Annotated in this window: 24 protein-coding genes and 1 pseudogene; 6 read left to right on the forward strand and 19 right to left on the reverse strand. The window is 68.8% G+C overall.

What is annotated here, in order from left to right:
- Window positions 1–58 precede the first annotated feature (58 nt).
- The gene (locus K415_RS0102905; protein ID WP_231494809.1) at window positions 59–1,213 is read right to left on the reverse strand and encodes a substrate-binding domain-containing protein; all 1,155 of its coding nucleotides are present in this window, start codon (window positions 1,211–1,213) and stop codon (window positions 59–61) included.
- Between the two features lie 271 nt (window positions 1,214–1,484).
- On the reverse strand, window positions 1,485–2,468 hold the full coding sequence (locus tag K415_RS0102910) for a LacI family DNA-binding transcriptional regulator (protein WP_231494810.1): 984 nt from the start codon (window positions 2,466–2,468) through the stop codon (window positions 1,485–1,487).
- A gap of 532 nt (window positions 2,469–3,000) precedes the next feature.
- Here K415_RS0102910 and K415_RS0102920 point away from each other — a divergent pair.
- Together K415_RS0102920 and K415_RS0102925 are read left to right on the forward strand one after the other, a co-directional pair.
- Window positions 3,001–4,269 carry a DUF1524 domain-containing protein gene (locus K415_RS0102920; protein ID WP_231494811.1) on the forward strand — a complete coding sequence of 423 codons (1,269 nt, stop codon included), beginning with the start codon at window positions 3,001–3,003 and terminating at the stop codon, window positions 4,267–4,269.
- Window positions 4,270–4,374: 105 nt separating this feature from the next.
- Window positions 4,375–5,346 (forward strand): IS481 family transposase, encoded by a 972-nt coding sequence (locus K415_RS0102925; protein ID WP_024285613.1) that lies wholly within the window; start codon window positions 4,375–4,377, stop codon window positions 5,344–5,346.
- Here the strand turns inward: K415_RS0102925 and K415_RS0102930 are convergent.
- The 4 genes from K415_RS0102930 to K415_RS0102945 all read right to left on the reverse strand — a co-directional run bounded on the left by K415_RS0102930 (window position 5,343) and on the right by K415_RS0102945 (window position 9,151).
- Window positions 5,343–6,350 (reverse strand): IS481 family transposase, encoded by a 1,008-nt coding sequence (locus tag K415_RS0102930; RefSeq protein WP_024285614.1) that lies wholly within the window; start codon window positions 6,348–6,350, stop codon window positions 5,343–5,345. The two genes, K415_RS0102925 and K415_RS0102930, sit on opposite strands and share 4 nt — an antisense overlap.
- Before the next feature lie 58 nt (window positions 6,351–6,408).
- A complete protein-coding gene (locus K415_RS21345; protein ID WP_034660992.1) occupies window positions 6,409–6,624 on the reverse strand; it encodes a helix-turn-helix domain-containing protein in 216 nt (71 codons plus the stop codon).
- Between the two features lie 404 nt (window positions 6,625–7,028).
- The gene (locus K415_RS24870) at window positions 7,029–7,793 is read right to left on the reverse strand and encodes an RraA family protein (protein WP_024285616.1); all 765 of its coding nucleotides are present in this window, start codon (window positions 7,791–7,793) and stop codon (window positions 7,029–7,031) included.
- A 62-nt stretch (window positions 7,794–7,855) separates the two neighbouring features.
- The gene (locus K415_RS0102945) at window positions 7,856–9,151 is read right to left on the reverse strand and encodes an ABC transporter substrate-binding protein (RefSeq protein ID WP_197024648.1); all 1,296 of its coding nucleotides are present in this window, start codon (window positions 9,149–9,151) and stop codon (window positions 7,856–7,858) included.
- A 201-nt stretch (window positions 9,152–9,352) separates the two neighbouring features.
- Between K415_RS0102945 and K415_RS0102950 the strand changes: the two genes are divergently transcribed.
- Entirely contained in the window at window positions 9,353–10,036 is a 684-nt protein-coding gene (locus tag K415_RS0102950; protein ID WP_024285618.1) for a GntR family transcriptional regulator, read from the forward strand.
- Between the two features lie 23 nt (window positions 10,037–10,059).
- On the opposite strand, the gene K415_RS0102955 is transcribed toward K415_RS0102950, so the two are convergent.
- From K415_RS0102955 to K415_RS0102985, 7 genes are read right to left on the reverse strand one after another with little or no spacing between them, the layout of a single operon-like run.
- Window positions 10,060–11,013: a C-terminal binding protein gene (locus K415_RS0102955; protein WP_024285619.1), complete on the reverse strand. Its 954-nt coding sequence runs from the start codon at window positions 11,011–11,013 to the stop codon at window positions 10,060–10,062.
- Window positions 11,010–11,873 (reverse strand): amidohydrolase, encoded by an 864-nt coding sequence (locus tag K415_RS0102960; protein WP_024285620.1) that lies wholly within the window; start codon window positions 11,871–11,873, stop codon window positions 11,010–11,012. The genes K415_RS0102955 and K415_RS0102960 overlap by 4 nt, the downstream gene beginning before the upstream one ends.
- The gene (locus tag K415_RS0102965) at window positions 11,870–12,646 is read right to left on the reverse strand and encodes an enoyl-CoA hydratase (RefSeq protein ID WP_024285621.1); all 777 of its coding nucleotides are present in this window, start codon (window positions 12,644–12,646) and stop codon (window positions 11,870–11,872) included. The genes K415_RS0102960 and K415_RS0102965 overlap by 4 nt, the downstream gene beginning before the upstream one ends.
- A complete protein-coding gene (locus tag K415_RS0102970) occupies window positions 12,643–13,824 on the reverse strand; it encodes a CaiB/BaiF CoA-transferase family protein (RefSeq protein WP_024285622.1) in 1,182 nt (393 codons plus the stop codon). The genes K415_RS0102965 and K415_RS0102970 overlap by 4 nt, the downstream gene beginning before the upstream one ends.
- The gene (locus tag K415_RS0102975; RefSeq protein ID WP_024285623.1) at window positions 13,821–14,708 is read right to left on the reverse strand and encodes a carbohydrate ABC transporter permease; all 888 of its coding nucleotides are present in this window, start codon (window positions 14,706–14,708) and stop codon (window positions 13,821–13,823) included. The genes K415_RS0102970 and K415_RS0102975 overlap by 4 nt, the downstream gene beginning before the upstream one ends.
- On the reverse strand, window positions 14,705–15,673 hold the full coding sequence (locus K415_RS0102980) for a carbohydrate ABC transporter permease (protein ID WP_024285624.1): 969 nt from the start codon (window positions 15,671–15,673) through the stop codon (window positions 14,705–14,707). The genes K415_RS0102975 and K415_RS0102980 overlap by 4 nt, the downstream gene beginning before the upstream one ends.
- Complete coding sequence (locus K415_RS0102985; RefSeq protein WP_024285625.1) at window positions 15,670–16,545, reverse strand: NAD(P)-dependent oxidoreductase; 876 nt, start codon at window positions 16,543–16,545, stop codon at window positions 15,670–15,672. The genes K415_RS0102980 and K415_RS0102985 overlap by 4 nt, the downstream gene beginning before the upstream one ends.
- Window positions 16,546–16,743: 198 nt before the next feature.
- Here K415_RS0102985 and K415_RS0102990 point away from each other — a divergent pair, with 198 nt between their 5' ends.
- Together K415_RS0102990 and K415_RS0102995 are read left to right on the forward strand one after the other, a co-directional pair.
- Window positions 16,744–17,298 (forward strand): gamma carbonic anhydrase family protein, encoded by a 555-nt coding sequence (locus tag K415_RS0102990; protein ID WP_024285626.1) that lies wholly within the window; start codon window positions 16,744–16,746, stop codon window positions 17,296–17,298.
- Between the two features lie 20 nt (window positions 17,299–17,318).
- Window positions 17,319–18,575, forward strand: a pseudogene (locus K415_RS0102995) (aldehyde dehydrogenase family protein); the annotation flags it as partial.
- Here K415_RS0102995 and K415_RS25075 read toward each other — a convergent pair.
- Window positions 18,562–18,783 (reverse strand): hypothetical protein, encoded by a 222-nt coding sequence (locus K415_RS25075; RefSeq protein WP_369795269.1) that lies wholly within the window; start codon window positions 18,781–18,783, stop codon window positions 18,562–18,564. The pseudogene K415_RS0102995 and the gene K415_RS25075 sit on opposite strands and share 14 nt — an antisense overlap.
- Between K415_RS25075 and K415_RS0103000 the strand changes: the two genes are divergently transcribed.
- Window positions 18,782–19,987, forward strand: coding sequence for a fumarylacetoacetate hydrolase family protein (locus K415_RS0103000; protein WP_024285628.1), 1,206 nt, complete (start codon window positions 18,782–18,784; stop codon window positions 19,985–19,987). The genes K415_RS25075 and K415_RS0103000 overlap by 2 nt on opposite strands.
- 125 nt (window positions 19,988–20,112) lie before the next feature.
- Here K415_RS0103000 and K415_RS0103005 read toward each other — a convergent pair whose 3' ends face one another.
- From K415_RS0103005 to K415_RS23785, 5 genes are all read right to left on the reverse strand, one after another.
- Entirely contained in the window at window positions 20,113–20,379 is a 267-nt protein-coding gene (locus tag K415_RS0103005; RefSeq protein ID WP_024285629.1) for a nucleotidyltransferase family protein, read from the reverse strand.
- 641 nt (window positions 20,380–21,020) lie between these two features.
- Window positions 21,021–22,601 (reverse strand): SIR2 family protein, encoded by a 1,581-nt coding sequence (locus K415_RS23260; RefSeq protein ID WP_081784848.1) that lies wholly within the window; start codon window positions 22,599–22,601, stop codon window positions 21,021–21,023.
- Window positions 22,598–23,341, reverse strand: coding sequence for a hypothetical protein (locus K415_RS0103020; protein WP_155859337.1), 744 nt, complete (start codon window positions 23,339–23,341; stop codon window positions 22,598–22,600). The genes K415_RS23260 and K415_RS0103020 overlap by 4 nt, the downstream gene beginning before the upstream one ends.
- A 173-nt stretch (window positions 23,342–23,514) precedes the next feature.
- A complete protein-coding gene (locus K415_RS23780; protein ID WP_155859338.1) occupies window positions 23,515–25,884 on the reverse strand; it encodes a hypothetical protein in 2,370 nt (789 codons plus the stop codon).
- Window positions 25,874–26,047, reverse strand: coding sequence for a hypothetical protein (locus K415_RS23785; RefSeq protein ID WP_155859339.1), 174 nt, complete (start codon window positions 26,045–26,047; stop codon window positions 25,874–25,876). The genes K415_RS23780 and K415_RS23785 overlap by 11 nt, the downstream gene beginning before the upstream one ends.

The following is a 26,047-nucleotide window of genomic DNA, read 5'->3' on the forward strand; positions in this document are numbered from 1 at the left end:
CTGCGGGGCGACCCCCGGTCCGGACGACGTCGCCGGTCGGTGCTGGTGCTCGTTGCTGCTAGTCGACGTACGAGTCCGCCAGGTCGGCCGGCGGGTCGACGTGGAAGACGGTGGTCCAGGCCTCGAGGACGTTCTCGTGCGTGACGGGCAGTGCTGAGACCGCCACGTACGGTGGGGCGACCCTGCCGAGGAGCGCGCCGGCGGCGAGGTTCGCCTCGGTGACGCCCTGGTCGAACGGCAGCTGCGCGCCGAGACCGATGACCATCTCGTTCTTGGCCAGGGCGATGGCGACGTTGGTGCCGAGGTCCTGGGTGGCGATCTTCAGGTCGGTGCGGCTCGCCGAGCGAGCCGCGGCCATGACGCCCTCCGCCGGGACGTCCCACACGGCCCAGATGCCGGCGAGGTCGGGGATCTGGGTGAGCAGGGCGTCGGTGACCTCCTGCGCGTCGCCGGCGAAGTCCGGCCCGGCGATCCCGCGTTCCTCGACGATCTCGATGTCCGGGTAGTTCTCCTCGATCGTCGTCTTGAAGCCCTCGTACCGCTGGGCGGTGACGAAGAAGTCCGCCTCGTGGAAGATGATCGCGATCTTGCCCGCGCCGCCGAGCGAGCGGGCCATGAGGTGCGCGGAGACGACGCCGTTGCCGTAGTTGTCGGCCGAGACCACGGAGACGTAGTCCGTGCCGGCCTCGAGGCCGTCTGGAGCGTTGTCCATGAAGACGAGCTTGATGCCGGCGTCGGCTGCCTGCTGGTAGGCGGCGGCGGTCGCGACCGGGTCGGTCGGGATGGACACGATGATGTCCGGGTCCTTGGCCATGACGGTCTCGATGTCGGAGACCTGCTGGCCGGGGTCGAAGTTCGCGTCGGTGATGGCGACGATCTCGATGCCGAGCTCGGCGAACCGCTGCTCGAGGCCGGCCACCTGGGCGTTGGCCCAGTCGTTGCCGCCGTAGTGCAGCACGATCGCGGCCGTGGCGCCCATGCCGTCGACCTCGGCGACCTCGGCGTCGGTGAGGTCGGCCACCGAGGCGGGCTCTGGCTCCTCGCCGTGGGGGCCCTTGGCCAGGACCTGGCCCTCGAGCTCCGCGAGAGCGGCGTCGACCTGGGCCGTGATGTCGGCGTTCTCGGTGGTCTCCTCGGTGGTGCCCGAGGAGCACGCGGTCAGGGCGAGCACGGCAACGGCGGCGGGGGCGACCCAGCGCAGGGTACGCAACATCAGCAATCTCCCTTGATCGGTGAGCGGTGGTGGAGCATCTGCGGACGAGTCGTCTCGACCCCGCCCGCTACCTCGCACTGCCCCCGAGGAGTGCGTGACGTGGATAGTGTGAACGTTCGCCCTGGTCGTCGTCAAGGCTCGGGCGAACGTTCGCCCATCACGATTCGGTCACGACGGTCCGGGCCGCGCTTGCCGAAGGAGCGGTCGGCGAGGTCCGCCCGCCGCGGGTGCCGTCATCGGCCGACGCCGCGGTGTCCGTGCCTGCCTGGCGTCAGCGCGGGGGGCCGGAGGACCGACGCACGATGAGCTGAGGGATCGCCGGCGTGGTGTCGACCGCTCGGCCGTCGATGAGGCCGAGGAGGATCTCCATGCACCGGGCGCCGACCGTGGCGAAGGACTGCCGCACCGTGGTCAGCGGTGGGAACATCTGCGGAGCGAACTCGTTGTCGTCGAACCCGACCACCGAGATGTCCTTCGGCACCGAGACACCGTGCTCGTACAGGGCGCGCAGGAAGGCCAGGGCCATGAGGTCCGAGGCGATGAAGATCGAGGTCGGCAGACCCTCGGCGACCATCTTGCGGCCGATCCGGTAGGCGCTCTCCCCCGACCAGTCGCCATAGCGGACCGCCAACGCAGGGATCTTCGCGGCGTTGAGCTCGGCCTGCCAGCCCCGCAACCGCACCTGGCCGTCGAGCCACTCCTGGTTGCCGGCCAGGTGGGCGACCTCGCGGTGGCCGAGGTCGATGAGGTGACGCGTGGCCAGCCGGGCGCCGAGCTCCTGGTCCTCGAAGAAGACCGTGAATCCGTCGTGGCTCGCCTCCCCCGGGGAGAGCATCACCACGGGCACCGAGACGGAGACCTGCTGCGTGACCTGGGCCAGCGGCACTCGCGGTGCGATGACGACGATCCCCTCGACTCCGCGCTCGATGAAGCCGTTGAAGGCGTCGACCACGGCGTGCGGAGCCGGATTGCTCATCGTGGCGACGAGCGCCGTGTAGCCGGCCTCACGGGCTGCGCGCTCCACGGCCGCGAGCGTGCTCACCGGGCCGAACCGTGGCGACGCGTCGGCTATCACGCCGATGGCCTGCGACCGGCTGGTCACCAGGGCCCGAGCGGCCTCGTTGCGGCGGTACCCGAGCTCGGCGATCACAGCCAGCACCCGGTCGCGGGTGTCGACGGAGACGCGCGGACCGTCGTTGATGACCCGGGAGACCGTCTGATAGGACACCCCGGCCGCGCGCGCAACGTCCTTCAAGGAGGGGCGTCTGACGTCGTGCGACACGGCTCGCTCGGCTCCCAAGTCTCGTGATGTCCGGGGCTTCCGTGCGACACGCGAGCGTCGAGCCGTCCGCCCCATTGCCTGCGGTGACACCCCCAGGCTAGGGCCCACCGCCGGCGGGCAGCACCCACGCCGCGCTGCACCGGGCGGGCGCGGCCCGAGGATGAACGTTGGCGCTGCAGCGCCGCAAGCGGGTCTTGGTGATGGGGCTGGAGATACTCGAGCGCGCCCGGGGCCCTGCCACGACCGGGAGAACGCCCTCCGAAGATCGGCCTCGCTGCACCACGTCCGGGGACTTGACCCAGGGCAGCGGCCGGGACACGAGCTCGGCGCCCGTGACTCTCGCCGCGTGGCCGGAAGTGCTCGCACATCTCACCCGCTATCTCTGACTGCCCGGCTCATGCGGGCATCCCGCCATGTCGATGGGGCGGGCATGAGCTCACTCCCTGCCAACTCCGCATCGCGGCCGCCGAACAAGCCGATGGGGAGGGCCAGGAAGGTCGGGTTGGTGGGCTTGGCTCTGGTCTCGCTCCTCGGGCTGACCAGCGGATTCAGTGGCCTTCTGATCTTCGCGGGCATCTACATGCTGTCCACCGGAGCGTGGGCCCTGCTGAGGCGGTCCTCATGGCTCGGCAACACCAAGCGCCCGATTGCTGGTGGAGTGCTCGCCGGTGGGCTCGTCATGATGATGGTGGGCGGCGCCGTCGCCGCGCCCGCCGACGCTATCCCCCCTGCCGCCGCGCCCGCCGACGCCACCCCACCTGCCGCCGCGCCGCAGTCGGCATCGACCACCCCGAGCACGTCTCCGACTCCCAGTCCGAGCAGCACTCCCAGGCCAACCGCAACCGCGATGTCGCTGGAGGAGTTGGCCGCGGAGCTCCCGGCCCCGGAGTTGGCCCCCGACGTCGATGTGGAGTCAGTCGCGTCCACGGCCGTCCCCCAGACAGCACTTGCGACTGCCGCGCTGTTGGAGGTCAAGGGCCGAGCTCCCAAGACCGGATACTCCCGCGACGTGTTCGGCAGCGGCTGGATCGACGTGAACCGCAACGGATGCGACACCCGAAACGACATCCTCGCCCGCGACCTGACCGAGGAGACTCTCAAAGCAGGCACCAACAACTGCGTCGTCCTTACCGGCCTTCTCGCTGACCCGTACAGCAGCAGCAGCATTGCCTTCGTCCGCGGCGCAGAGACCAGCAACGCGGTGCAGATCGACCACGTTGTCGCGCTCTCCGACGCCTGGCAGAAGGGCGCCCAGCAGTGGGATGAGACGAAGCGAGCGGGTTTCGCGAACGACCCGATGAACCTTCTCGCCGTCGATGGTCCCCTGAACACACAGAAGGGGGACGGCGACACCGCAACGTGGCTGCCCCCGAACAAGCCATACCGCTGCGCCTACGTGGCACGTCAGGTCGGAGTCAAGTACACCTACGGCCTCTGGGTTACCGAAGCCGAGCGCACTGCGATGGTCAGCGTGCTGTCGAACTGCCCCAATGAGCCGCTCCCCGCAGGTTCGGTCGTTCCTCCCGCTCCGGCACCCGCTCCCGAGCCAGCTCCTGCTCCAGCACCCGCGCCCGAACCCGCCCCTGCACCTGCCCCCGAGCCCGCACCGGCTCCGGCTCCGGCTCCGGCTCCGGCTCCGGCTCCGGCTCCGGCGGTCTACTACAAGAATTGCACCGCAGCTCGCGATGCCGGTGCGGCGCCAGTCCTCCTGGGGCAGCCCGGGTATGGCACCCATCTCGACCGTGATGGCGACGGCATCGGCTGCGAGACCTAGCTGTAGTTCCTCGGGACGTTGTGATCAGCGTGGCGTGAGCGGGGAGGCGAGGACCTCCGGTATCGAAGGGGTTACCAGACCGTCTTCGAACACCCGGAGGTCCTCGTGACTCACGCTAACGCCCCGTTGACCCCGACCGGCAGGTTGCGGCTGGCCAAGGTGATCGTCGAGGACGGGTGGGCGGTGCGCCGCGCCGCCGAACGGTTCCAGTGCTCCCCGGCAACAGCGAGCAAGTGGGCCAGGCGGTATCGAGCTGGGCAGCCGCTGACGGACCGGTCCTGCCGGCCGCGCCGGTCCCCGAGCCGGTGCCCGCGCCGCACGGAACGGCGGATCGTGGCGTTGCGGTTCACCCGCCGGTGGGGCCCGCACCGCATCGCCTACCACCTGCACGTCCCGCGCTCGACGGTCGGCAGGGTCCTGGCCCGCTACCAGATGCCCTTGCTGGCCCACCTGGACCAGGCCACCGGGCTCCCGGTGCGCAAGGCCGCCGCGGTCCGCTACGAGGCCAGCGCGCCCGGGGATCTGGTGCACGTGGACATCAAGAAGCTCGGCCGGATCCCCGACGGCGGTGGGCACCGCGTGCTGGGCCGCCTGGCCGGCAAGAAGAACAGCCCGGGCCACGGCCGCGGTCCGGGCTATGCGTTTCTGCACCACGCCGTCGACGATCACTCCCGTCTGGCCTATTCCGAGATCCTGGCCGACGAACGCAAGGAGACCGCGGCGGGGTTCTGGAGCAGGGCCAACGCGTTCTTCGCCGGGATCGGGGTCACGGTGACCGCGGTGATGACCGACAACGGCTCCTGCTACCGGTCTCGAGCGTTCGCCGCGGCCCTCGGCGAGGGTGTCAAGCACCGGCGCACCCGCCCCTACCGGCCCCAGACCAACGGCAAGGTCGAGAGGTTCAACCGCACCCTGGCCACCGAGTGGGCCTACGCCGCCACCTACACCTCCGAGGCGGCCCGCGCCGCGACCTACGATGCCTGGCTGCACCACTACAACCACCACCGACCCCACACCGGCATCGGCGGCGCCGTCCCCTCAGACCGCGTTCACAACCTCACGGGGAACTACAACTAGTTGTTCTGGCTCATGACGTTGGTGACGCCTGCGTGGAGGCGTGAGGCCGGGGGCTGGTCGCCGACGGCGGTGTGGGGCCGATGGTAGTTGTAGTGGACGTTCCAGGTGGTGATGGCGGCGGCTCGCTCGGCTTCTGAGGTCCAGATGCGGGCGTAGAGGAGCTCCTCGGCCAGGATCCGGTTGTAGCGCTCCACCTTGCCGTTGTGCCGGGGGGTGTAGGGGCGGATGCGTTGGTGGCGCGATGCCAGCGCGGTCACGGTGCGGTGGAACGCCTTCGCGGTGTAGTTGGGGCCGTTGTCGGTGATCACCCGGACCAGCCGACCGATGCCGTGGGCGGCGAAGAAGGCCCGGGCCCGGCAGAAGAACCCGATCGTGGTCGCAGCGGTCTCGTTGGGCAGGTGCTCGGTGTAGGCCAGGCGCGAGTAGCCGTCGACGGCCGAGTGCAGGTAGACGTAGCCGGCGCGGGCGCCTTTGGTCTTGGCCCGCTGGGCGGCCTTGTCCGCGGCCGAGCCGCGGCCGTGGGCGCGCCAGCCGCCGCCGTCGGGGATCCGCCCGACCTTCTTGACGTCCAGGTGGACCATGTGGCCGGGGTAACGGGCCACGATCGTGCGCGCCTGCCGGTTGGTCGACCCGTCGGGGTCGATGTCGCGGCGCCGGCTGATGCCCAGCCGGACCAGCCACCGGCCGACGGTCGCGACCGAGACCCGGTGGCCGCGTCGGGCCAGCTCCAGGTGGATCGCCCGCGCCGACCACTTCTGATCACGGCGCCACCCCTCGATCACAGCGACCAGTCCCGGGTCCAGGGACCTCGGGCTCGCGTGCGGGACGCAAGCCCGGTCCAACAGCCCGACCTCACCCAGCTCCTCGAACCTGGACTTCCACTTCGACAAGCACTGCCGCGAGATCCCGGCCTCGGCCGCGACGTGGGCGATCGGACGGCGGGCGCAGCGGCGCACCAGGCGCAGCCTGCCTTCAGGGGTCAACGGAGCGTTAGCGTGGCTCATGAGGGGTAGGTCTCTCTCGGTCAGGACGGTTGGTGGTACTTCCATCCTGCCGCCGGGCCTACCCCTCCCTCACACCACGGCCGGTGTCACCAACCTCATGAGCCACAACAACTAGTGCGGCCAGGCCCCCGCCGGCATACGCCCGCAACCACACGTGCACCGTCTGCCGCGCGACCCCGAACCGGCGAGCCACGTCCGTGACGCTCGCACCGTCGTTGACCACCTCGAGCACGGCCCGATACCGCTGCTCCACCAGACCCAACTCCACCAGCATCGCCGGCCTCCTCCCAGCGACAGGTCCACACCCGTCAGGAGAAGGCGACACCCGAGAAGGTCGATCTGTCAGCCAGGAACCGGGGCCACTGTCGCCCACCTACCGGGGCCGCGTCCCGAAACCGTCAGCCACCAACCGGGGCCACGGTGTCCAGCATCAACCGGGACCGCACACGTCCGCCGAGGTCCGATGCGTACATCTTGCGTACATGGACGGCAGAGGCCCCTCCGCTCTACTGAGCAGAGGGGCCCCTGACCTGCACCTACATGACCAACGGAGCAGGATCTGAACCTGCGACCTCTGGGTTGCGGGCCGCGCCGGGTTGGGCCGACTCGGGACCGCGGTGATGACACCAGTGCCCGGACCGAGGTGGAAGCGCTCTGGCGCAACCCCGGCGTGGGAACCTACAGACCCGCGTAGTAGGCCTCCACGGCGTCGAAGTCGACGGTCGAGTCGACCGACCGGCCGATGCGGTCGTAGTGCCTGCGACGCGACCGCATGTCGGCCAGCAGGACGGCGCGTGCATGAGTGGCGACCACCTCGGCGACCTCGCGCGGCACCACGACGACGCCGTCGTCGTCAGCCCCGACGATGTCGCCTGGATTCACCTGCACGCCGCCGCAGGCGATCGTGCCCTGCGTCTCCACGGCCTGGATCCGCCCAGGGATGATCGTGCGACCGCGGTGCCGCGCCACCACGGGGTTGCGCTGGGCCGTCACCTCCGACGTGTCGCGGCAGTACCCGTCGGTGATGATGCCGACCGCGCCGCCGATGACCGCTCCCATCGCGTTGTCCGAGCCCCAGAAGCCCACCTCCGGCCCGCCGCCGGACTCCATCACGATGACGTGACCCGGTTCCAGGTCCTTAGGGAGCGCGGCGGCGGGGTACTTGTCGAACCAGATCCGGTGGGCGGCGACGATGTCGTCCGTGGTCTCGAGCTTCCACATCGGCTTGTTGGACGGGACGCACCGGATGGTCACGGCCTCGCCCCAGAAGTGCATCCCGGACCATAGAGGGCGCACCTCGGGGTCCATCAGGCCGATGTTGAAGTAGCCGATCCCGTCCAGCGCATCGACGACGTCACACACGCGCAGGTGCTGGTAGAGGCTGGCGATCTTGGTGGGGTCCGCCTTGTCGAAGGTGAACGAGGTGGATTCAGTGATGGTCATCGCGTGACGCTCTCTGTTCGTGGAGTGGATGGGCGGTTGGGGACGGCGTGCGACCGCTGCGTTCACGGGCCGAGCAGGGCCGTGTTCGCCTCGGCGAAGAACTGCTCCACGGCCTCCTCGACCGTCAGGTTCCCGAACGCGATCTCCTCGTAGTACCGCGGGAACGCGAGCTCAAAGACGGCGCGGTATCCGGCTGGGAACTGGACGGCCGACGGGCCGTCCTCCACGATCTGGCTGTACAGCTCGAGCTCGCGCCGCTTCAGCTCGGTCGTGTTCGGGTCGGCGAGCACGGCGTCCAGGACCTCGGAGTTGCTCGGAGCACCGTTGTCGGCGGCGAACACGAGGCCGGCGTCGACGTCGTTGGTGAAGAAGTCGACGAAGGCCGCTGCGGTCGGCACGTTGTTGCAGGTGCGAGGGATGGCGAAGCCCGACGGGTACAGGGCGTTGCCAGAGCCGGCGTCACCGCTCGGGTAGGCGATCGTCGTGGCGTTCTGGCCGGTCTGGGCCATCAGGGTGTCCGACGCCGTCGCGAGGCCGTTGCCAGGGAGCGTGTCCGTGGCGACGACGCCGTTGGCGAAGTAGTTGACGTCCACCCCCGCGGCCTCCTCGGCCTTGCGCTCTGGAGAGATCGTCACGCCGTTGGTGCGCATGTCCTCCCACATCGTCCAGTACTCGACGAGGTCTTCCTCGGTGAAGCCCAGCTGGCCGTCGTCGGTGAAGACCTCGTCGCCCTTGGCGAGCGTGTAGCCGATGAAGAAGTTCTGCCCGCCGCCCGAGTCGTTGAGGGCGAAGGACGTGTCCGGGATCCCGGCGCTGAGCTCCTCGAGGAACGGGACGAACTCTTCCCACGTGTAGCCCTCGGCGGGTACCTCCAGCCCGGCGCCCTCGACGAGCGAGACGTTGACGCCCACGGAGTCGTACGCGACGCCGTACGGCAGGAAGTACAGCTCGCCGTCCGGTCCTCGCCCGGCGTCGAGAACCGACTCCGGGATGTTGGACACATCGATGCTGCCGTCCTCGACCAGGGGTTCGAGGGGGAGCAGCAGGTCGTTCGCCACGTACTCGTTGACCTGCCGGTTCTGGAGCTGGATCGCGCAGGGCAACGTGTCGCTCGAGCTCTGCACGTTGAGGCGGTCGAAGTAGCTCGCGAAGTCGGCGGTCTGCCGACCCACGGTGACCCCCTCGTTCGCCTCGACGAAGAGGTCGATCACCGAGTTCGTCTTGGCGTTGCGGGCGTCACCGCCCCACCACGCGACCTCGATGGCCCCGCCGACCTCTGCCTCGGTGGTCGGCTGCACCTCTGCGGGGGTCGTCGCGTCACCACCGCCCGAGCAGGCGGCCAGAATCACAAGCGTCACACCACCGGTGGTGGCGGCAGCCAGTCTGCGCTTCCACATCATCGTGACATTCCCTTCAACAGCTCTGTTGGGGCGTCGGGCTCGGCGCGAGGGGTTTGCGCATTCGCGTCGACCTAATGTCTACAGTAGAGAATCGACGACTGCAATGGGGGTGGGCCATACTGGGCGGATCGGTGGACCGCAGGATGACGAGGAGAACCCGTGAAGCAGGCGAACAGTACGGCGCTCGAGTCCCCGAGCCTGGTGGTGCTCGCGACCAAGTCGATCCGCAACCGCATCCTCGCGGGCGACCTCGAACCGGGGACCCGGCTGCTCGAGGAGCGTATGACAGCCGAGCTCGCCATCAGCCGCCCGCCGCTGCGCGAGGCGCTGCGAGTCCTGGAGGACGAGGGCCTCATCTACACGATCCCCCGCCGAGGCAGCTTCGTGGCGACGCTCACCGAGCAGGACGTGTTCGAGATCCTGTCGCTCCGCTCAACTCTCGAGCGTATGGCGTACGAGCTCGGCATCCCGGTCGCGGACCCGGCACTGCTCGACCCGGCCCGGCGCGCGCTCGAGGAGATGCAGCGGTGCGCGCGCGAGAAGGACCGCGGGTCGCTCGTACTGGCCGGCTATGCGTTCCACTCCGCGCTCATCGACATCGCCCGGCACCGGCGCCTGTCGGAGATCTACGCGTCGGTTCAGCAGCAGCTGCTGCTGTGCATGTCGAGAAACCTCATCGCGCGCGAGCGGTTCGAGGGCCTCGAGGAGCACGTCGACCGCCACCGGCAGCTGCTGGAGGTTATCGAGGCCGGTGACCCGGACGTGGCGCTCGCGGCCCTGGCGGAGCACGGCGAGGGGTCCTTCGAGGCGGTCGCGGCCTCCCAGCGTCCCGCCGTGGACTGACTGGGAGGGCGGCGGCGCCGCGCTCACGAGACCTCGCACCGGAGCGGGGCCCCGGTCAGGGCGCGCTCCGCCTCCTCGGTGGCCAGGCGCTGGAGAGCCGCGAGCGAGCTCTCGGAGTAGAAGGCCGCGTGCGGGCTGAGCAGGACGTTGCGCATGCTCCGCAGCGGTGAGTCCGCCTCAAGCGGCTCCACCTCGACGACGTCGAGCGCGGCTCCGGCGATCGCCGACCGCTGCAGGGCATGGATCAGTGCGGCCTGGTCGACCAGGCCGCCGCGGGCCGTGTTCACCAGCACGGCGTCGTCGCGCATGGCGTCCAACGCGCCGGCGTCCAGCAGGTGCTTCGTGGCCGGGCTGAGCGGCACGTGCAGGCTCACCGCGTGGCTGACCGAGTACAGCTCGGGCAGGCCGACCGCGTGTGCCCCCAGGTCGGCGATCCGATCGGCCGGAACGTATGGGTCGTAGGCGACCACGCGGAACCCGAAGGGCAGCAATCGCCGGACCACGGCCGCGCCGATGCGCCCGGTCCCGACGAGGCCGACGACCGTCTGGTCGAATCCGCGGATCACACCCGCGACGCTCGGGTTGACGCTGCTGCCAGCGCGCATCGCGGTGTCCAGGGCCGGCAGGCGGCGCAGCAGGCTCAGGAGCATCGAGACCGTGTGGTCGGCCACAGTCTCCGCGCCGTAGTCCGGCACGTTGCAGACCCGGACCCCGAGGCGGCGGGCAGCCTCGATGTCGACATTGTCGTATCCGATCCCGTACCGGATGACGACGGCGCCGGGCGCCAGCACGCGCAGCACGTCCTCGGTCATCGGCGCGAAGTTGACGAACGCCACGCGGGCGCGGGCCAGCACCTCGGCGGCCTCCCCCGCCGTCCTGACCTGGTAGTCGGCGAACGTCAGGCCGAGCCGATCCACAAGCGCTCGCTCGCGCTCGACCCCGCCGAACGTCTGGTCGGTCACGACGACGTCGGTCACCTGCCCACCCCCGTGCCCACCCGCTCGAGCCCGTACCAGCGGACGGCACTGCCGCCCATCGCCGCCGAGAGCGCCTCGCCCTCACCCACGTGCGCAGCGACGAGGCCGCGCAGGTCGTTCCAGGCCTCGGCGTAGCTGGCGCGCAGGAGGACCACGGGCCAGTTGCTCGCGACGAGGATGCGCTGCGGACCGAACTGCTCGATGACATGGCCGACGTAGCGGGCCAGGTGTGGTGCGCTCCACGACGTCCACGCCGTCAGCGCGTCGATGCCGACCGAGACCTTGATCGCGACGTTCGGGCACCGGGCGAGTTCGGCGACATGCGAGGCCCACGGCTCCCAGCCGAGCTCGTCCACCGGCGGCCGACCCAGGTGATCGACGACAATCTGGAGCGCAGGGACCGCCCGGGCGAGGGCCGTCACCTGCCGGGTCTGCTCCGCGGTGACCGGCACGACGTCCCACACGAGGCTGCGGGCGGCGATCGTGCGCAGCAGGTCGAGGGCAGGCGGTTCGGTGAGCCACTCCAGCGGGTCCCGGCCGATGAGGCAGCGGACGCCGCAGTGCTTGTCGATCGTGACGCGGTCGAGCTCGGCCCGCGCGACGGCCGTGTCGTGCAGAGGGAGCCAGGAGACGACGCCGGCGACGCGGTCGTGACGGGCGTAGGCCACCAGCCGGTCGTTCTCTGCCGGCTCGTCCACCGACTGCATGAGGACGGTGGCGTCCACGCCGGCCGCGTCGAGCTCGGCATCGAGGTCCTGCGGGCTGAAGTCGCGCTCGAGGGCGCCGTGGGCGTCGGTCCGCCAGGGCTGCTCCTGCGCGTCGCTGACCCAGAAATGCTGGTGGGCGTCGACGACCCTCATCGCCCGGTCCAGACCGGGTGCTCGTGTGCCAGGAATGCTCGTACTCCTTCGGCGAAGTCCGCGCTGCCGTAGCACGCGCGGATCAGGTCGTCGTTGTCGGCGGTGGGGCGGGTGGCGTCGAGGCGCCGGCTGGTGGCCTTCAGCGCGCGGACGGTCCGCGGGGCGGCCCGTCGCAGCTGCGTGGCGAGCCGCTGAGCCGCCCCGTCGAGGCCGCCGGGCTCGACGACCTCGGACACGAAGCCGCCGCTCGTGAGGCTTCCGGCGGGGACGAGCGCGGCGGTGAGGAGCATGGTGTCGGCGACCGGGGGGCCGAGGCGGTCGCGCATCCGGCGAACGAGCTCGGCCGGCAGGCAGTTGCCGAGCGTCCGGGCGATCGGGGCGCCGAACACCGCGGTGCGCTCGGCGACGACGACGTCGCTCCAGACGGCGACGGCGAGGCCCGCACCGACCGCAGCGCCCTCGACCAGCGAGACCACCGGGACCGCCACGTCCGCGAGCGATTGCAGGACCCGGGCGACGCGCCGTTCGTAGGCCATCCCGTCCTCGCCGGTGCGGAAGTCGGCGAACTGGTCGATCTCCGTCCCGGCGGCGAACCCGTCCTCAGGCGTGCCACGGATGAACACCGCACGCAGCTCCTCGTCCGCGGCGAGGGCTGCGGTGACGCGCTCGAGCTCGTCGTACATGCCCCACGTGAACGCGTTGCGCTTGCCGGGGTTGGTCAGGCGGACCCAGGCCACGCCGTCCTCGCGGCGCAGCTCGACGGTGCCGGTCATGCGACCGAGGGCGGCGCCGCGTGGCCGGCCTCCGCCAGCACCTCCGCCGTGTGCTGACCGAGAAGCGGCGGCGCCAGGCGCACCTCCACCGGCGTCCCGTACAGGCGCAGCGGCGACGCGAGCACCGCGATCTCGCCCTCGATCGGGTGGTCGATCGTGACGATCATCTTGCGCGCCTGCACGTGCGGGTCCTTGGTCAGGACGAAGTCGTAGTCGCGGATCGGGCCGGCGGGCACGCCGCCTGCCAGCAGGTCGGCGACCCACTCGTCGGTGGAGCGTCCTGCCAGGGCAGCCTCGAGCTCGACGACGAGTTCGTCGCGGTGACTCATCCGATGGTTGTTGTCGGCGAATCGCGGGTCCTGCACGAGATGCTCGACGTGCAGGACGTCGCACAGCCGGCGCCACAGCTTCTCGTTGTTCGCGCCGACCGTGAGGTACCCGTCCGCGGTCGCCAGCGCCTGGTACGGCGCGCTCATCCGGTTGGCGGAGCCCAGCGGCTCCGGGCTCTCGCCGGTCGCCCAGTACTCCGTCGACTCCCAGACGCTCATCGCCAGGCCCGCCTCGAACAGGGAGGTCTCGAGGTACTGGCCCTGCCCGTCCCGGGCGCGCGCGGTGAGCGCGGCGAGGATGCCGACGGCGCAGAACATCCCCGCGCCGAGGTCCGCGATCGGGACGGCCGACTTCATCGGCGCGCCACCCGGCTCGCCCATGACGCTCATGACGCCCGTCATGGCCTGCGCGATGAGGTCGTAGCCGGGGTAGGCGGCGTACGGCCCGGTCTGACCGAAACCGGAGATGCTCGCGTACACGATCCGGGGGTTCGCGGCGAGGACCGACTCGTGCCCCACGCCGAGCCGGTCGGCCACCCCCGGGCGGAAGTTCTCGATGACGACGTCTGCGGTTCGCACCAGGTCGTAGAACTGCTCGACGCCGGCCGGCGACTTGAGGTCGATGGTCACGCTGCGCTTGTTCCGGTTCAACGACAGGAACGCTCGACTGTCCTCGCCGACCACGGAGTAGCCCCAGGACTTGCGGGTCTGGTCGCCGGCCGTCGGGTTCTCGACCTTGATCACGTCCGCACCGAGGTCGGCGAGCATCATGGTGCAGAACGGCCCGGACATCACCTGCGTGAGATCGAGCACCCGGATGCCGGCGAGGGCAGGCTTTCTGTCTGTCACTTCAGTCCCGTCGTTGCGATGCCTTCGATAAGCAGCTTCTGCGAGGCGACGAAGAACGCCACCACGGGCACGAGCGAGAGCGTCGCCATCGCGAAGAGCCCGCCGTACGAGTTCTGCCCCGTCGAGTCGAGGAAGGTGTTGAGCGCGAGCGGCACGGTCGCCAGCTCGGCGCGGTTGAGGTAGAGCAGCGGCCCGAGGAAGTCGTTCCAGCTCCCGATGAACGTGAACATCGCGGTGGTCCCGATAGCGGGCAGCGCGAGCGGCATGATGATGCGCGCGAAGATCCGGAAGTGCCCAGCCCCGTCGATGCGGGCGGACTCGTCAAGCTCCCGCGGGAGGGTCCGGATGAACTGGACCATGAGGAAGATGAAGAACGCCTCGGTGCCGAGCCACTTGGGCACGATCAGAGGGAGGAACGTGTTGATCCAGCCCAGCTCGTTGAAGATGACGTACTGGGGCACGAGGGTCGCGTGGTAGGGCAGCAGCATGGTGCCCAGCACGATCGCGAACAGCAGGTTCTTCAGCGGGAACTCCAGCCGCGCGAACGCGTAGGCCGTCAGCGAGCAGGCGAAGAGGTTCCCGAGGATCGACAGGATGGTGATGATTGCCGAGTTGCGGAAGTACGTGGAGAAGTTCAGCGTGCCGGCCGACCAGCCGTTGATGTAGTTGTCGAGCGTGTAGCTGTCGCCGAGCAGGCCGATGCCGTTGAAGACCTGGTTGTTCGGCCGGAAGGACGCGCCGATCATCCACAGCAGCGGGTAGAGCATCGCCACGACGAGGCAGATCAGCAGTGTGTGCCGGACGATGCCGCGCACCACGTGGTTATCGGTCGGTCGGGTGGGCAGGAGCCGCCCCGCGAGTGTGGGCGTCGATGTCGTGGTCATCGCTTGTTGTCTCCGTAGTAGACCCAGTACCGCGACGTCCAGAAGTAGATCGCGGTGAAGATTCCGAGCCCGCCCACCAGGACCCAGGCCATGGCCGATGCGTAGCCCATGTTGAGGCGGGTGAAGCCCTGCTCGTAGAGGTAGAGCGTGTAGAAGAGCGTCGAGTTGGCCGGGCCGCCCGTGCCGTTGCTGATGACGAACGCGCCGGTGAAGACCTGAAAGGCGTTGATGGTCACCATCAGCCCGTTGAAGAAGACGATCGGCGTCATCATCGGCAAGGTCACCGAGAAGAAGCGGCGCAGCGGGCCGGCCCCGTCGACGGCGGCGGCCTCGAGCAGCTCCTTGGGCACCTGCCTGAGGCCGGCGAGAAAGATGATCATCGTCGAGCCGAACGACCAGACCCCGAGGGCGACGATCGTGCCCAGTGCGGTGTCGGGACTGCCGACCCAGCTGGTGTGCTCGATGCCCACGAGCCGGAGCGCTTCGTTGAACAGGCCCTCGGCGCCGAAGACCTGGCGCCAGAGGGCCGCGATCGCGACGCTCGTGCCGATCAGCGAGGGCAGGTAGAACAGCGCCCGGTAGGAGGTGAGGAATCGGATACGGCTGTTGAGCAAGATGGCGACCAGCATCGACACCACGAGGACCAGCGGCACGGACGTGACGACGTAGACGAGCGTCACCCGGATCGACGTCAGGTAGCGCTGGTCCAGCGTGAACAGGGTCCGGAAGTTGTCCAGCCCGACCCACGTCGGTGACGAGAGCAGGTTGTAGCTCGTGAAGGACAGGTACAGCGAGTAGATCATCGGCCCGATCGTGAGCAGCACCAGACCGATGAGCCACGGTGCCAGGAACACCAGGGCGACGCGGGTGTCTCGCTTGCCGGACGCGCGCCGCGGTCGGACAGGAGGCACGACAGGTTCGGGATCGGTCGCAGCCGCGACCGCGGTGACGGGTGTCGTGGTCATGCGGTCGCCTCCTCTCGGGTCGTTCGAGCATGGTCCTCGACGAGCGAGGCAAGCCGGGCGGCCAGCAACGTTGCGAGCGGCAGGTCCAGTCCGGCGTCGTGTCCCGCCGCGGCGGCCGCGGCGAGGTCCTTGGACCAGGGCCGCTCCTCGACCGGCGTTCCGGCCTCGTCATAGGTGCGCGCCAGCTCGTCGAAGAAGCCCACGTTGCGCCCGACCCAGGAGTCGGCGAGCCCGTGGTTGACCGCGGCGAGCATGGCCGACGGCGCGACGCCGGCCGACTCGACCAGGGAGATCGCCTCGTGGACGGCCGCGAGCGTGGCGAACATGACGAGCTGGTGCGCGAGCTTCACGGCCGAGCCCGCACCCACCGGGCCGAGTCGGCTCTGGCTGTCGGCGAGGTCGTCGAGCACGGGCGCCAGCGCGTCGAGGCCCTCGGCGTCTCCGCCGAGCATGAGGGCGAGGGCACCGCGCCGGGCACGATCCGCGCCGCCGCTGACCGGGGCGTCCACGACGTGCGCCCCGTGCCTCTCGGCCGCGTCGGCGAGGTCCCGCGCGGCTGAGGGCCGGATGGTGCTGTGGACGACGAGGCGCTGACCGGCTCGTACGTGCGGCTCGGGTTCGTCAAGAGCGAGGACCTGGCGAATCGCCCGCTCATCGGGGGTGGCAAAGATGATCACGTCGCACTCGGCGAGCCCCGCAGGATCGACCCGCAGGGCACCGGCCTCCACCAGCTCCGCGACGCGCGCGTCGTCGCGGTCGAGCACCCGCACAGACCAGCCGCGCTCGACCAGGCGGAGCGCCATCGCGGCCCCCAGGTTTCCAAGCCCGACGAACCCCAGCACGGCGTCGTCCCGCGAAATGGTCACGGTCATCGAATCTCCCTCGAATCGAGCACGGCGACGTGATCAGCCTGTCTACAACAGACAGACGACAGATGGCAAGGCCGTTCTTCCTTCGCATGTCGGATCTCGGTGCGGCGCTTGCCCCGGCGAAGGGACTGCTGTAGACAATAGTTCCTTCGTCCAGGCGCCAGTGACGCCTGTGCTCTCGGCCACGGGAAGACCCTCCACATGACGCGCGATGAAGCGTTGCTGCTCGAGCTCGACGGCATGAGCCCGCAAGTCGACCCCGATGCATGGCTGGCACCAGGGGCGACCCTGGTCGGTGACGTCCACGTCGCCGCCGGCGCCAGCGTCTGGTACGGGTCGGTCCTGCGGGCCGACGGTGACCGTATCGAGGTCGGGGCGGGGAGCAACCTGCAGGACGGCTGTGTCGTGCATGCCGACCCAGGGCTGCCAGTGGTCGTCGGTGCCGGCGTGACGGTCGGACACCACGCCGTGCTTCACGGTTGCACGGTCGAGGACGGGTCCCTGGTCGGCATGGGCGCCGTCGTGCTCAACGGGGCTCGGATCGGCCGGGGTAGCCTCGTTGCGGCCGGCGCCGTGGTATGCGAAGGCATGGACGTACCGCCCGGTTCCTTGGTGGCCGGCGTCCCCGCGCGGGTCCGGAGACCCCTCGGTGATGAAGACGCACAGGGGCTGGCGGCCAACGGCCAGGCGTACCGCATGCTGGCCGCACGACACCGAGGAGCCCGCCGGGTGAGCGCGACCGGAGGCGCCCGATGACTGCGACGGATGCCACCTCCATGACGAGCGACGAGCAGCTGTCCACGGCGATCGCTGCGGCACACGCTGCCGTCGACGCGGCACGCGACGCCGAGCCGGCGACCCGCGCGAGGTGGATCACCGCGATCGCCGATGCTCTGGACGCCGAGGCGACCGCGCTGGTCCGCGCCGGCGCGGCCGAGACGCACCTCGGCGAGGCGCGCCTGCAGGGCGAGCTGAAGCGGACCACCTTCCAGCTGCGGCTCCTCGCCGGCGAGGTACTCAGCGGCGAGACCCTGGACGTGACCATCGACCACGCTGACGAGTCCTGGGGGATGGGGCCGCGGCCCGATCTGCGCCGGGTCAACGTCCCGCTCGGGGTGGTGGGCGTCTTCGGCGCCTCCAACTTCCCGTTCGCCTTCTCCGTCATGGGCGGTGACAGTGCCGCGGCCCTGGCGGCCGGGTGCGCCGTCGTGCACAAGATCCACGAGGCGCACCAGCGGCTGGGCCTGCTGACCGCCGACCTCGTCGTGCGTGCCCTGGCCGGCAGCGGGGCGCCCAACGGCCTGTTCGGCGTCGTCACCGGTCGACGGGCAGGTGAGCTGCTCGTGCGACACCCACTGATCGAGGCCGTCGCGTTCACCGGATCCGCTCGCGTGGGCCACATGCTCGCTGAGCAGGCAGCTGCCCGGCCCCGACCCATCCCCTTCTACGGCGAGCTCGGAAGCATCAACCCGGTCGTCGTGACGCCGGGGGCGTGGGCGGCGCGCCGGCAGGAGATCGCTGCCGGCTACGTGGCGTCGTACACGCTCGGGACCGGGCAGTTCTGCACCAAGCCGGGTGTGCTGCTTGTTCCCGAGCTCGACGACGCTGCGCTGGCCCTGCTGCGCAGCGCGGTCGCGGACATCGAAAGCACGCCCATGCTGACCCCGGCCCTCGCCGGCGGGTTCCGGGCAGCCCGGTCCGCCATGGCCGACCATGAGGGGCTCGTCCCCCTGGCCCCCGGCGGTGGCGGAGACGCACCGGCCCCCGCCTTGTTCACGACGACGGCGGCCGCGGCGCTCGCGACCCCAGCGATCGTCCGGGACGAGATGTTCGGACCTGCGAGCATCGTCGTGCAGTACCGCGACGACGCCGAGCTGGCCGGCGTGCTGGAGCTCCTCGACGGCCAACTGACGTCGACGATCCACGCGGAGCCTGGCGAGGACGTCGCCGCGATCGCGGCCGCGCTCGTCGCGCGCAGTGGTCGGGTGGTCTGGAACGCGTGGCCGACAGGCGTGGCCGTCAGCTACGCGCAGCAGCACGGCGGCCCCTCGCCAGCGACGACGGCGTCCAGTGCCACGTCCGTGGGCACCGCCGCGACGCGCCGGTTCGTCCGTCCCGTGGCCTACCAGGGCTTCCCCGAGGCGCTGCTGCCGCCGGCCCTGCACGAGAGCAACCCGTGGTCCGTCTCCCGGCGGGTCGACGGGCACTGGCAGCACCCTGCGCGAGGAGCGGAACGAGCATGAGCACCACGAGCACGAGCACCGACGGCCGCGTGCCGTCGATCCTCCCCGACGACGCCGCGACGGCTCTGCTGGTCGGCCGCGTCTGGGACCCGGTCAGCGGCGGGCCGCGGCCGGTCCGCGTGTCCGGCGACGACGTCTACGACCTGACCGACGTCGCGCCCACAGTCGCCGAGTTGCTCGAAGGCGATGACATCGCCCACCTCGTCGCTGACGTGTCGGGCACGCCGTCGTGGCGGCTGGGCGACCTCGTCGAGGCCTCGCTCGGGAAGGACACTGCGCGCCCCCACCTGCTCGCGCCGGTGGACCTGCAGGTCATCAAGGCGTGTGGCGTCACGTTCGTCGACAGCATGATCGAGCGGGTCATCGAGGAGCGCAGCGACGGCGACCCGCTCCGGGCCCAGCAGGTCCGCGAGACGCTCGCGGGCGCGCTGCAGGCCGGGATTGGCACCGTCGAGCCGGGTTCGCCCGAGGCCGAGCGCGTGAAGCAGGTGTTCCTGGCGGAGGGGCTGTGGTCGCAATACCTCGAAGTCGGCCTGGGCCCGGACCCCGAGGTGTTCACCAAGGCCCCGGTCCTCTCCGCGGTGGGGTACGGCGCCGGGATCGGGATCCCGCGTTTCTCCACCTGGAACAACCCCGAGCCCGAGCTCGTGCTCATCGTGGACTCCCGTGGCCGCGCCCGCGGGTGCACGCTCGGCAACGACGTCAACCTGCGCGACGTCGAGGGACGTAGCGCCCTCCTGCTCGGCATGGCGAAGGACAACAATGCCTCCGCCGCGCTCGGCCCGTTCATCCGCTTGTTCGACGACGCGTTCACCCTCGATACCGTCCGCAGCGAGCGGATCACGCTGCGCGTGGAGGGCGCCGAGGACGGCTACGTGCTCGAGGACGAGAACAACGTCGCTCGCCTGAGCCGCTCGTTCGAGCGGCTCATCTCCGCGGCGCACGGCGACCACCACCAGTACCCGGACGGCTTCGCGCTGTACACCGGCACCCTCTTCGCACCGACCCAGGACCGTGACGTCCTCGGGACCGGCTTCACGCACAAGACCGGAGACCGTGTGACGATCGCCAGCCGGCACCTCGGGGCTCTGGTGAACGACGTGGCCCCGACGCACGAGCTCCCGGCGTGGGAGTTCGGGATCCGCTCCCTGGTCGAGTACCTGCGACGACTGTCCCCCACCCGGACGTCGGACGAGCGGTGACACCGATCGCCGGGCTCCCGACGGACGCCATGCCGCGGCTCACCCGGCTCGACCTCGTGCAGCCGGGGATCGGGCGACGTGGAGTGGGCGCACTCGCACCTGATCACAGTCCTAGGCCGTGTGGATCACGTCGGTCTTGATCCACACGGCCTAGCCCCGACCGGGCCACAGAGCAGCGCGTCGCTCACCACGTCCATCTTCACGCCGAGCAGCACACTGAGCTCCTCACCGATCCCGGCGACCCGCAGCAGGACGTTGCCCCCGGCCGGGTCCAGGTCGAGGAGCAGGTCGACGTCGCTGCCCTCGACCGCATCCCCACGCGCGACCGACCCGAACAGGCGCGGGTTCGACGCCCCGTACCGGGCCAGGTGGTTGTCGACCTGGGAGGGCACCGCTACTTTGAGCTGAGCAAGCCCCTCGTGAGCCTCTCCCGGCCCAGGCGGCGCCCGGGGGTGCGCAAGCCACGAGAAGGCCACACGACGGATCGTGGACAGCCGCAGCGAGAGCGACAACCCGGGCGCTTGGACCGAGCCTCGCCAGGCACCGGTCCTGGGTCAATGCAACAAGCAGCCGCAGATGGCGTGGACGCAGCGAGCTCCGCGCGGGTGCGCGAGCAGGCCTGTGGCGGCCGGCGACACCCGCCCTGGAGCAACTAGGTCGGCCGTTGGCCATACGTTGGCCACGCCATCCTCCGAGGGGCACCCGGGACACGGGCAACGAGAGCCGCACGTCGCTGATCTGCGGAAACGCGCTGGGTCGCCGCGCGAAGCGAGCACCACTCTCGTCGGCCGGACCCGGGGCACGAAACCGGCCTCTGACCTGCGACAACGCCCTGCCCAAACGTGGCCGACCTGGGCAGATTCGAACTGCCGACACCCGCTTTAGGAGTTCGATCTTGGTCTGTGAATGACGCTCTGACCTGCGGAAATACATGCGAGTGGTTCGCTGGATGACACCGTTCTGGGGTGGGCGCTGACCACGCGCTGACCACGGAACCGCCGCGGGGCCCTCAAGCCATATGCCCCGCGCAACCTCAGGGTCGCCCGCCCGGACCTAAGATCGCAATCCGCTCGGCGAGCTCCCGGAGGAACCCGTCCGCGCTGTCGACGATGAGCCGATCCTGCAGTTCCTGGCCCTTCCGCCGCCACCTCGGCGCTCTCTGGGCCACGAAGAACTCGTCCAGCGACCTTCCCGGAAGGGGATCAACCCACCACTCGTCCAGCGCACTAGCACCCAAGCCGCCCAGCCACATGTTCATGTCGCGATCACGCATACTGCAGCCGACCCAAACCCACCTCAGCGGCTTCTCCGTAGCCTCGAGCAACGAATTAAGGGCACTAAGGACGTCCTCGTGGAAGCCAGCCGACGTTGTGTCTATGGTTGCGATGAGAGAATCAGGCTCGTTAACGGACCCGTGCAGTTTCAGGATCGGAGTCGGCGCCACGCCACGAGTAGCATACGCCACCAGGTCGTCTCTTTGCTCGCGAAAATGCTCCGGACGAAAGAGGACCGAAGAAGCAACACCAAGGTCAGTCTCCACCAACTCATCGAAGTTCGCAGTCATGACAATCAGCTGTCCGGGAAGGCGTGCGGCAAGTTCGCGAATAGCCTTCCTGCCCGGACGTACGTACTCCAATGCAACCGTGCAGTCCCTCACGATATCGCGAATGACGGCCGAATCAGTTCGCGGACGGAACCCCAGTTCACGGAAAGTCTCGAGGAGCACCCTCTCTAGCGTGAGGTTCACGGCGAACGCCGCACGATCCCTCTCCTCACCAGGTATGAAGTGCTGGCGCTCGTGCAGAAGATCAAAGAACATCTCCGCTCCGGAGAGCCCGCCCTCGCCGACGAGGCCCTCTAGGGCGACGTCCCGGTAAGTGTTTCCCAACGGGATACCCGAAGAAGCGGACGCCCCGGCCCCGAGGAACAACACGAGGGGGCGACCGTCGAGCCCTGCAATCGACTCGATGGCTCTAGAGCTCGCCATGCTTGACCGCCTGATTACGCGATCCTCACGGACGACGTATCGTATTCCGGGAGTCCTGCGGTAGTCAACTTCTGGATCTAGGGTCGCACCAAGCACGGGGACGACTGTCACGGAATGCCCCGCCAGACTCAGGTCGACCGGGTCTATAGTGAGCAGGCGCCACAACAACTCGCGACGCCGTGGGTCTGTGGGTGCAGCGATGGCCGCCATCACAACCAAGTCCACCTCGTCGAATGCGGCACTCGAAATCACGGCCGCCGCTCGCAGGATTGGTGTGAGTGAAGGCTCAACAGGGCCACTGTGGGTTTCGAGCCGTGCGCGGACGCCCTCTGAGTCCGTCTCGATAAGGACACGTCCAGGAAGCGCGTCGCCCGCTGCGGAGAGAAGCCCTTCCACGACTGCGACGCGACCGTCGGAGAGCGGCCCTTTCGGCAAGTCCCAATCATCATCGGCGCTGTTGAGGAAGTACGATGACCCACCACACCGATGCGCCCAGGCACGTATGAGGTCAACGTCCTTCTCAAGTTCTTCGTGCAAACAAGGGACCAGCAAGTGACGACCACCACGATCGACCTGGTGGTCACCCATTAGGTCCTCAAGCAGAGTGAGGCTCGGGGGATACTTCACGACGCCTCGCCCGGCCGGAGCAGTCTCTGCACGATTCGACGGGTCGCCGTGGGCTCTTCATGCATCTGCCCCAGGGCGGCCAATGGTCCGCGCACTGTTCGATACGCGTCGACGAAGTCTCCTAGAGCCACATCCACCCTTGACCGATCACGGCCTCGGTGGAGACGGGTGGCCAACTCACTCAAGAGATCTTCTTCTCTCCCCGCTCGCACCCAGACTGCAGTGCCCACCTTGCTGGCCTCACGAGCAACGTCACGCCCGAGCAGACGCGACAGTTGAGTGAAGACCCAGTGCTGGCGTATCCCGGAGTCCGTCGCCGGCACGCGCCCGCCCAACGCCTTGCTGAACTGCGCGATCAGGGGGAGGACGACTGAACCAAGCTCACGATCGCGCTCTCCATGCGCCGGCATGTCTAGCGCGTTCCCCGCACCGATCGACCCGTTCACTAGGAGGAAGACCCCGGCGCCGAGCACCGGCGCGCTGACCGACGACTCGAACTGGCTACGGAGCCACTTCGCGTGCCACCGTCCTCGCAGTCCCGAGGCGATCGAGAGTGCCTCCAGTCGCTGTTCGACGCCAAAGTCACCGAGCCCGTCACGCTCGAGCCGCTTGAGAAGGTCCAAGAGAATCCGACCCTCGGGCGTCATCACAGCACACCCGTCGACGACTAGGACGATCTCGCTAGGCAGCGACCGTGATTCGGCGTCGGCCTCCGGCAATGCGTAGATGCGTTCCTTCATGTGCCTGACGCTCGCTCCGGTGGCGAAGATGGGAGCCATGCCTTGCAGGTCCACCGATAGGTCCCCCGGCGGCCGTCCCATCAGGGCGAGCCAATTCGTGGACAGGACTCGAATCCACCGCTCACGCTCACGAGCGTCAAACTGGATCGGCGCGCCGAAGAGAGTGGGATCAGTCATCCTGTGAAAGTCTCTGTGAAGTACCCGCGCTCCGCCACGGCACGCGCTCGTCGCTCATACTCCTCGTGCAGGGCGCCAGTAGTCTGATCGAGTTCGCGCGCGTAGTCGACCTGGAGAGGCAGGACCACAACAACTTGCTCCCCCAGCGCCCCAAGCTCATCACCAGTCAGCAGCTCTGCGAGGGGTCGTCGACGATCCGCCGAAATGAATGCGCCGAACTCGTCCAAGAAGACCAGGCGATTCGGCGACTGCTGGTCAGCCACTTGCTGAAGGCGAGCGCGCATAAATCCGAGAGCCTGTTGACCCGATGAGAATGCGGCGAGCGGACGAGTCCTCGTCTCACCCGTCGGAGTGGTCCACGTGACCGTCTCATCTTCGAGGCTCACACGACGCACTTCCCCTCCGTCGAAGAGCGCGTCAGCGATCGGCCCTGCCGACAGTTCGGCGACCGCATCCGCCTCGCTCACTGCACGGATCGCACCCCCAAGCCGGCTCGTCGACGACGCCGTTGTCTGGGACGCTACGGCCTGCAATCCCGAGACGTCACTCACCAGTCGTCCTAGAGAACCTGCGAATTCAGATACGTGGACCGCCAGAGCCTGCCACGTAGCATCCGACCACTCCGGACCATCCTGCTTGCTGCCACGCTCAGAAAGGCGGCCCGCAAGTTCGCCGAGCCACTTCAAGCTTGGGTCAGACACGCTCCGCTGGCGCAACGCTTCACGCTGTACTCGGCGCCGGGCGCTGTTGGCTGACAGCCGCTCGAGTTCTTCGGAAAGCGAGACGTCCTTTGCTTCGAGATCGAGCATTCTGCTTTGGAAGTCAGAGAGCGTGGACGAGAGATGCACGTCCTCAAGCTTGTGCTTCTCGAGGAGTTCGGTAATGACGGCAGCAACCTCGGCCACGTCCAGCCCACCCAGCGCCGATCTACTCAGGGCTCCGATCTGCACATTGAGCGAGCGGACGTCTGCACTCGCGGCGTCCAAGATCACACGCGCTGCACTCGCCGCTTTGCGCAACTCATCATGTCCAGCTGCCTCGGGCTCAAGCCTGGTCAACTCGCTTCGAAGCTTCTCATCCTCATCCTGGAGCTCGGCGCGCTGTGCGAAGATGTCGGCGAGTTCCGTGAGTTCTGCCAGCTCTCGGGTTGCCCCAGCAAGATCCGCGGCCTCGTCATCCTTCACGCCGTCTAGGACCCCGAGCCCCTGCCGGAATTGCCTGACTGTGATATCAGTATCGTTAATACGGGCGAGAACAGTCTCGTCAAGCCCGAGGGATATTGCATCATCGAGGACGACTCGAAGGTCGTCGAGGACTCGATTCTCGTGCTCGGTCCGGCGCTGGCGCGCTGCGAGGATCCTCAGTTGCCGCTGCCGTTCACGAGCGACCTCTCGCATCTCATTCAACAATTCGAGCTGACGCGCATCCAAGGCGTTGACGTCGGACGGTATGCCGTGCGCATCAAGGAACGCACCCATCTCCTCTTGCCGCGCCAGAAGCGCATCCATCGTCTTCTTTATGGAACCTAAACGGCGCTCCCTTGCCGCAACTTCTCGTTGAGCCGTCGAGCCCTTCCCTAGGGCCGTTACGGCCGCACTGTGGGTCGCTTCGGCCGCACGCAGACGGTGGCGCGCTGTCTCGAGCGCAGCTCGGAGTTCTTCGAGGCGGCGGTGATGCTCAGCCGCATCACCCGTCTCAACGAGTGCCTTGAGCGCAACTGCACGGCTCAGGTCTTCGACGACAGGCTTCACAGTTGAGAGCTCCTCCCGTACCCCTCTACGGGTCACGGCTGCCTGCTCGAGGGCGGCTCTCTCCACTTCCGCCGCGTTAGGGGAAGCAAAATCGAGTTGCTCCACCAACTCGCCGAGCTCAGCCCGCTCGTGATCAAGGGCTGCAAGCCGCGCAGCGACATCGGAGAGCGCGACGGCGAGACGTCCCACCTGCTGCTTCAACGTGTCGGCCAGCCGCTCAGTCCCAGATAGATGAACGACCTTAATTACATCGAAGAGTCGTCGCGCCGGCACAGTTGAGCCGTCGAGGGTGACGTTCCCCAACCAATCCCCGATGTTCTCCACGGGATCGATCGGCCATTCACGCGGCGTCAACTCTATCCGAGCTGCCGCATGGTCTCCCAACAGTCCGGTAATCGTGATTACGGTTGGGCCGACAAGGTTGCGCAGTGAACGCCATGGGGCAGGCTCACCCGGGTAGGGCTGAACGCCACTTATCAGCACGAGCAACCGCACGATGGCGGACTTGCCAATGCCGTTGAGGCCCTCAAGACGGCAGGGCCGAACGGCGGGGATGTGGTCGATGATCCGGAGGCCGCCGGTCGCGGCGCTCTCGACACGGACTTCAAGCGTCATCGTGCGCGCTCGCGATCGCCGCATACAGATCGAAGCCAGCGTGTTCGAGGGCGCTCAGCACTGCCGCCGTGGGTACGGGGGCAGGAGGCTCCTCCGGGGCGCCTTGACGGTCGATCCGGTCCAGTTCCCTGAGCAGCCGTAACGTCTGCTCCACGTTGCTCAC

The sequence above is a fragment of the Cellulomonas sp. KRMCY2 genome, from assembly GCF_000526515.1.
Lineage (GTDB): Bacteria > Actinomycetota > Actinomycetes > Actinomycetales > Cellulomonadaceae > Actinotalea.

What these genes read in the sequence shown, in the direction of transcription:
- K415_RS0102905 (WP_231494809.1), bottom strand. Translation starts at nt 1,213, where the DNA reads ATGTTGCGTACCCTGCGCTGGGTCGCCCCCGCCGCCGTTGCCGTGCTC.
- K415_RS0102930 (WP_024285614.1), bottom strand. Translation starts at nt 6,350, where the DNA reads ATGAGCCACGCTAACGCTCCGTTGACCCCTGAAGGCAGGCTGCGCCTG.
- K415_RS21345 (WP_034660992.1), bottom strand. Translation starts at nt 6,624, where the DNA reads ATGCTGGTGGAGTTGGGTCTGGTGGAGCAGCGGTATCGGGCCGTGCTC.
- K415_RS24870 (WP_024285616.1), bottom strand. Translation starts at nt 7,793, where the DNA reads ATGACCATCACTGAATCCACCTCGTTCACCTTCGACAAGGCGGACCCC.
- K415_RS0102960 (WP_024285620.1), bottom strand. Translation starts at nt 11,873, where the DNA reads ATGAGGGTCGTCGACGCCCACCAGCATTTCTGGGTCAGCGACGCGCAG.
- K415_RS0102965 (WP_024285621.1), bottom strand. Translation starts at nt 12,646, where the DNA reads ATGACCGGCACCGTCGAGCTGCGCCGCGAGGACGGCGTGGCCTGGGTC.
- K415_RS0102975 (WP_024285623.1), bottom strand. Translation starts at nt 14,708, where the DNA reads ATGACCACGACATCGACGCCCACACTCGCGGGGCGGCTCCTGCCCACC.
- K415_RS0102980 (WP_024285624.1), bottom strand. Translation starts at nt 15,673, where the DNA reads ATGACCACGACACCCGTCACCGCGGTCGCGGCTGCGACCGATCCCGAA.
- K415_RS0102985 (WP_024285625.1), bottom strand. Translation starts at nt 16,545, where the DNA reads ATGACCGTGACCATTTCGCGGGACGACGCCGTGCTGGGGTTCGTCGGG.
- K415_RS0102990 (WP_024285626.1), top strand. Translation starts at nt 16,744, where the DNA reads ATGACGCGCGATGAAGCGTTGCTGCTCGAGCTCGACGGCATGAGCCCG.
- K415_RS0103000 (WP_024285628.1), top strand. Translation starts at nt 18,782, where the DNA reads ATGAGCACCACGAGCACGAGCACCGACGGCCGCGTGCCGTCGATCCTC.
- K415_RS25075 (WP_369795269.1), bottom strand. Translation starts at nt 18,783, where the DNA reads ATGCTCGTTCCGCTCCTCGCGCAGGGTGCTGCCAGTGCCCGTCGACCC.
- K415_RS0103020 (WP_155859337.1), bottom strand. Translation starts at nt 23,341, where the DNA reads ATGAAGGAACGCATCTACGCATTGCCGGAGGCCGACGCCGAATCACGG.
- K415_RS23780 (WP_155859338.1), bottom strand. Translation starts at nt 25,884, where the DNA reads ATGACGCTTGAAGTCCGTGTCGAGAGCGCCGCGACCGGCGGCCTCCGG.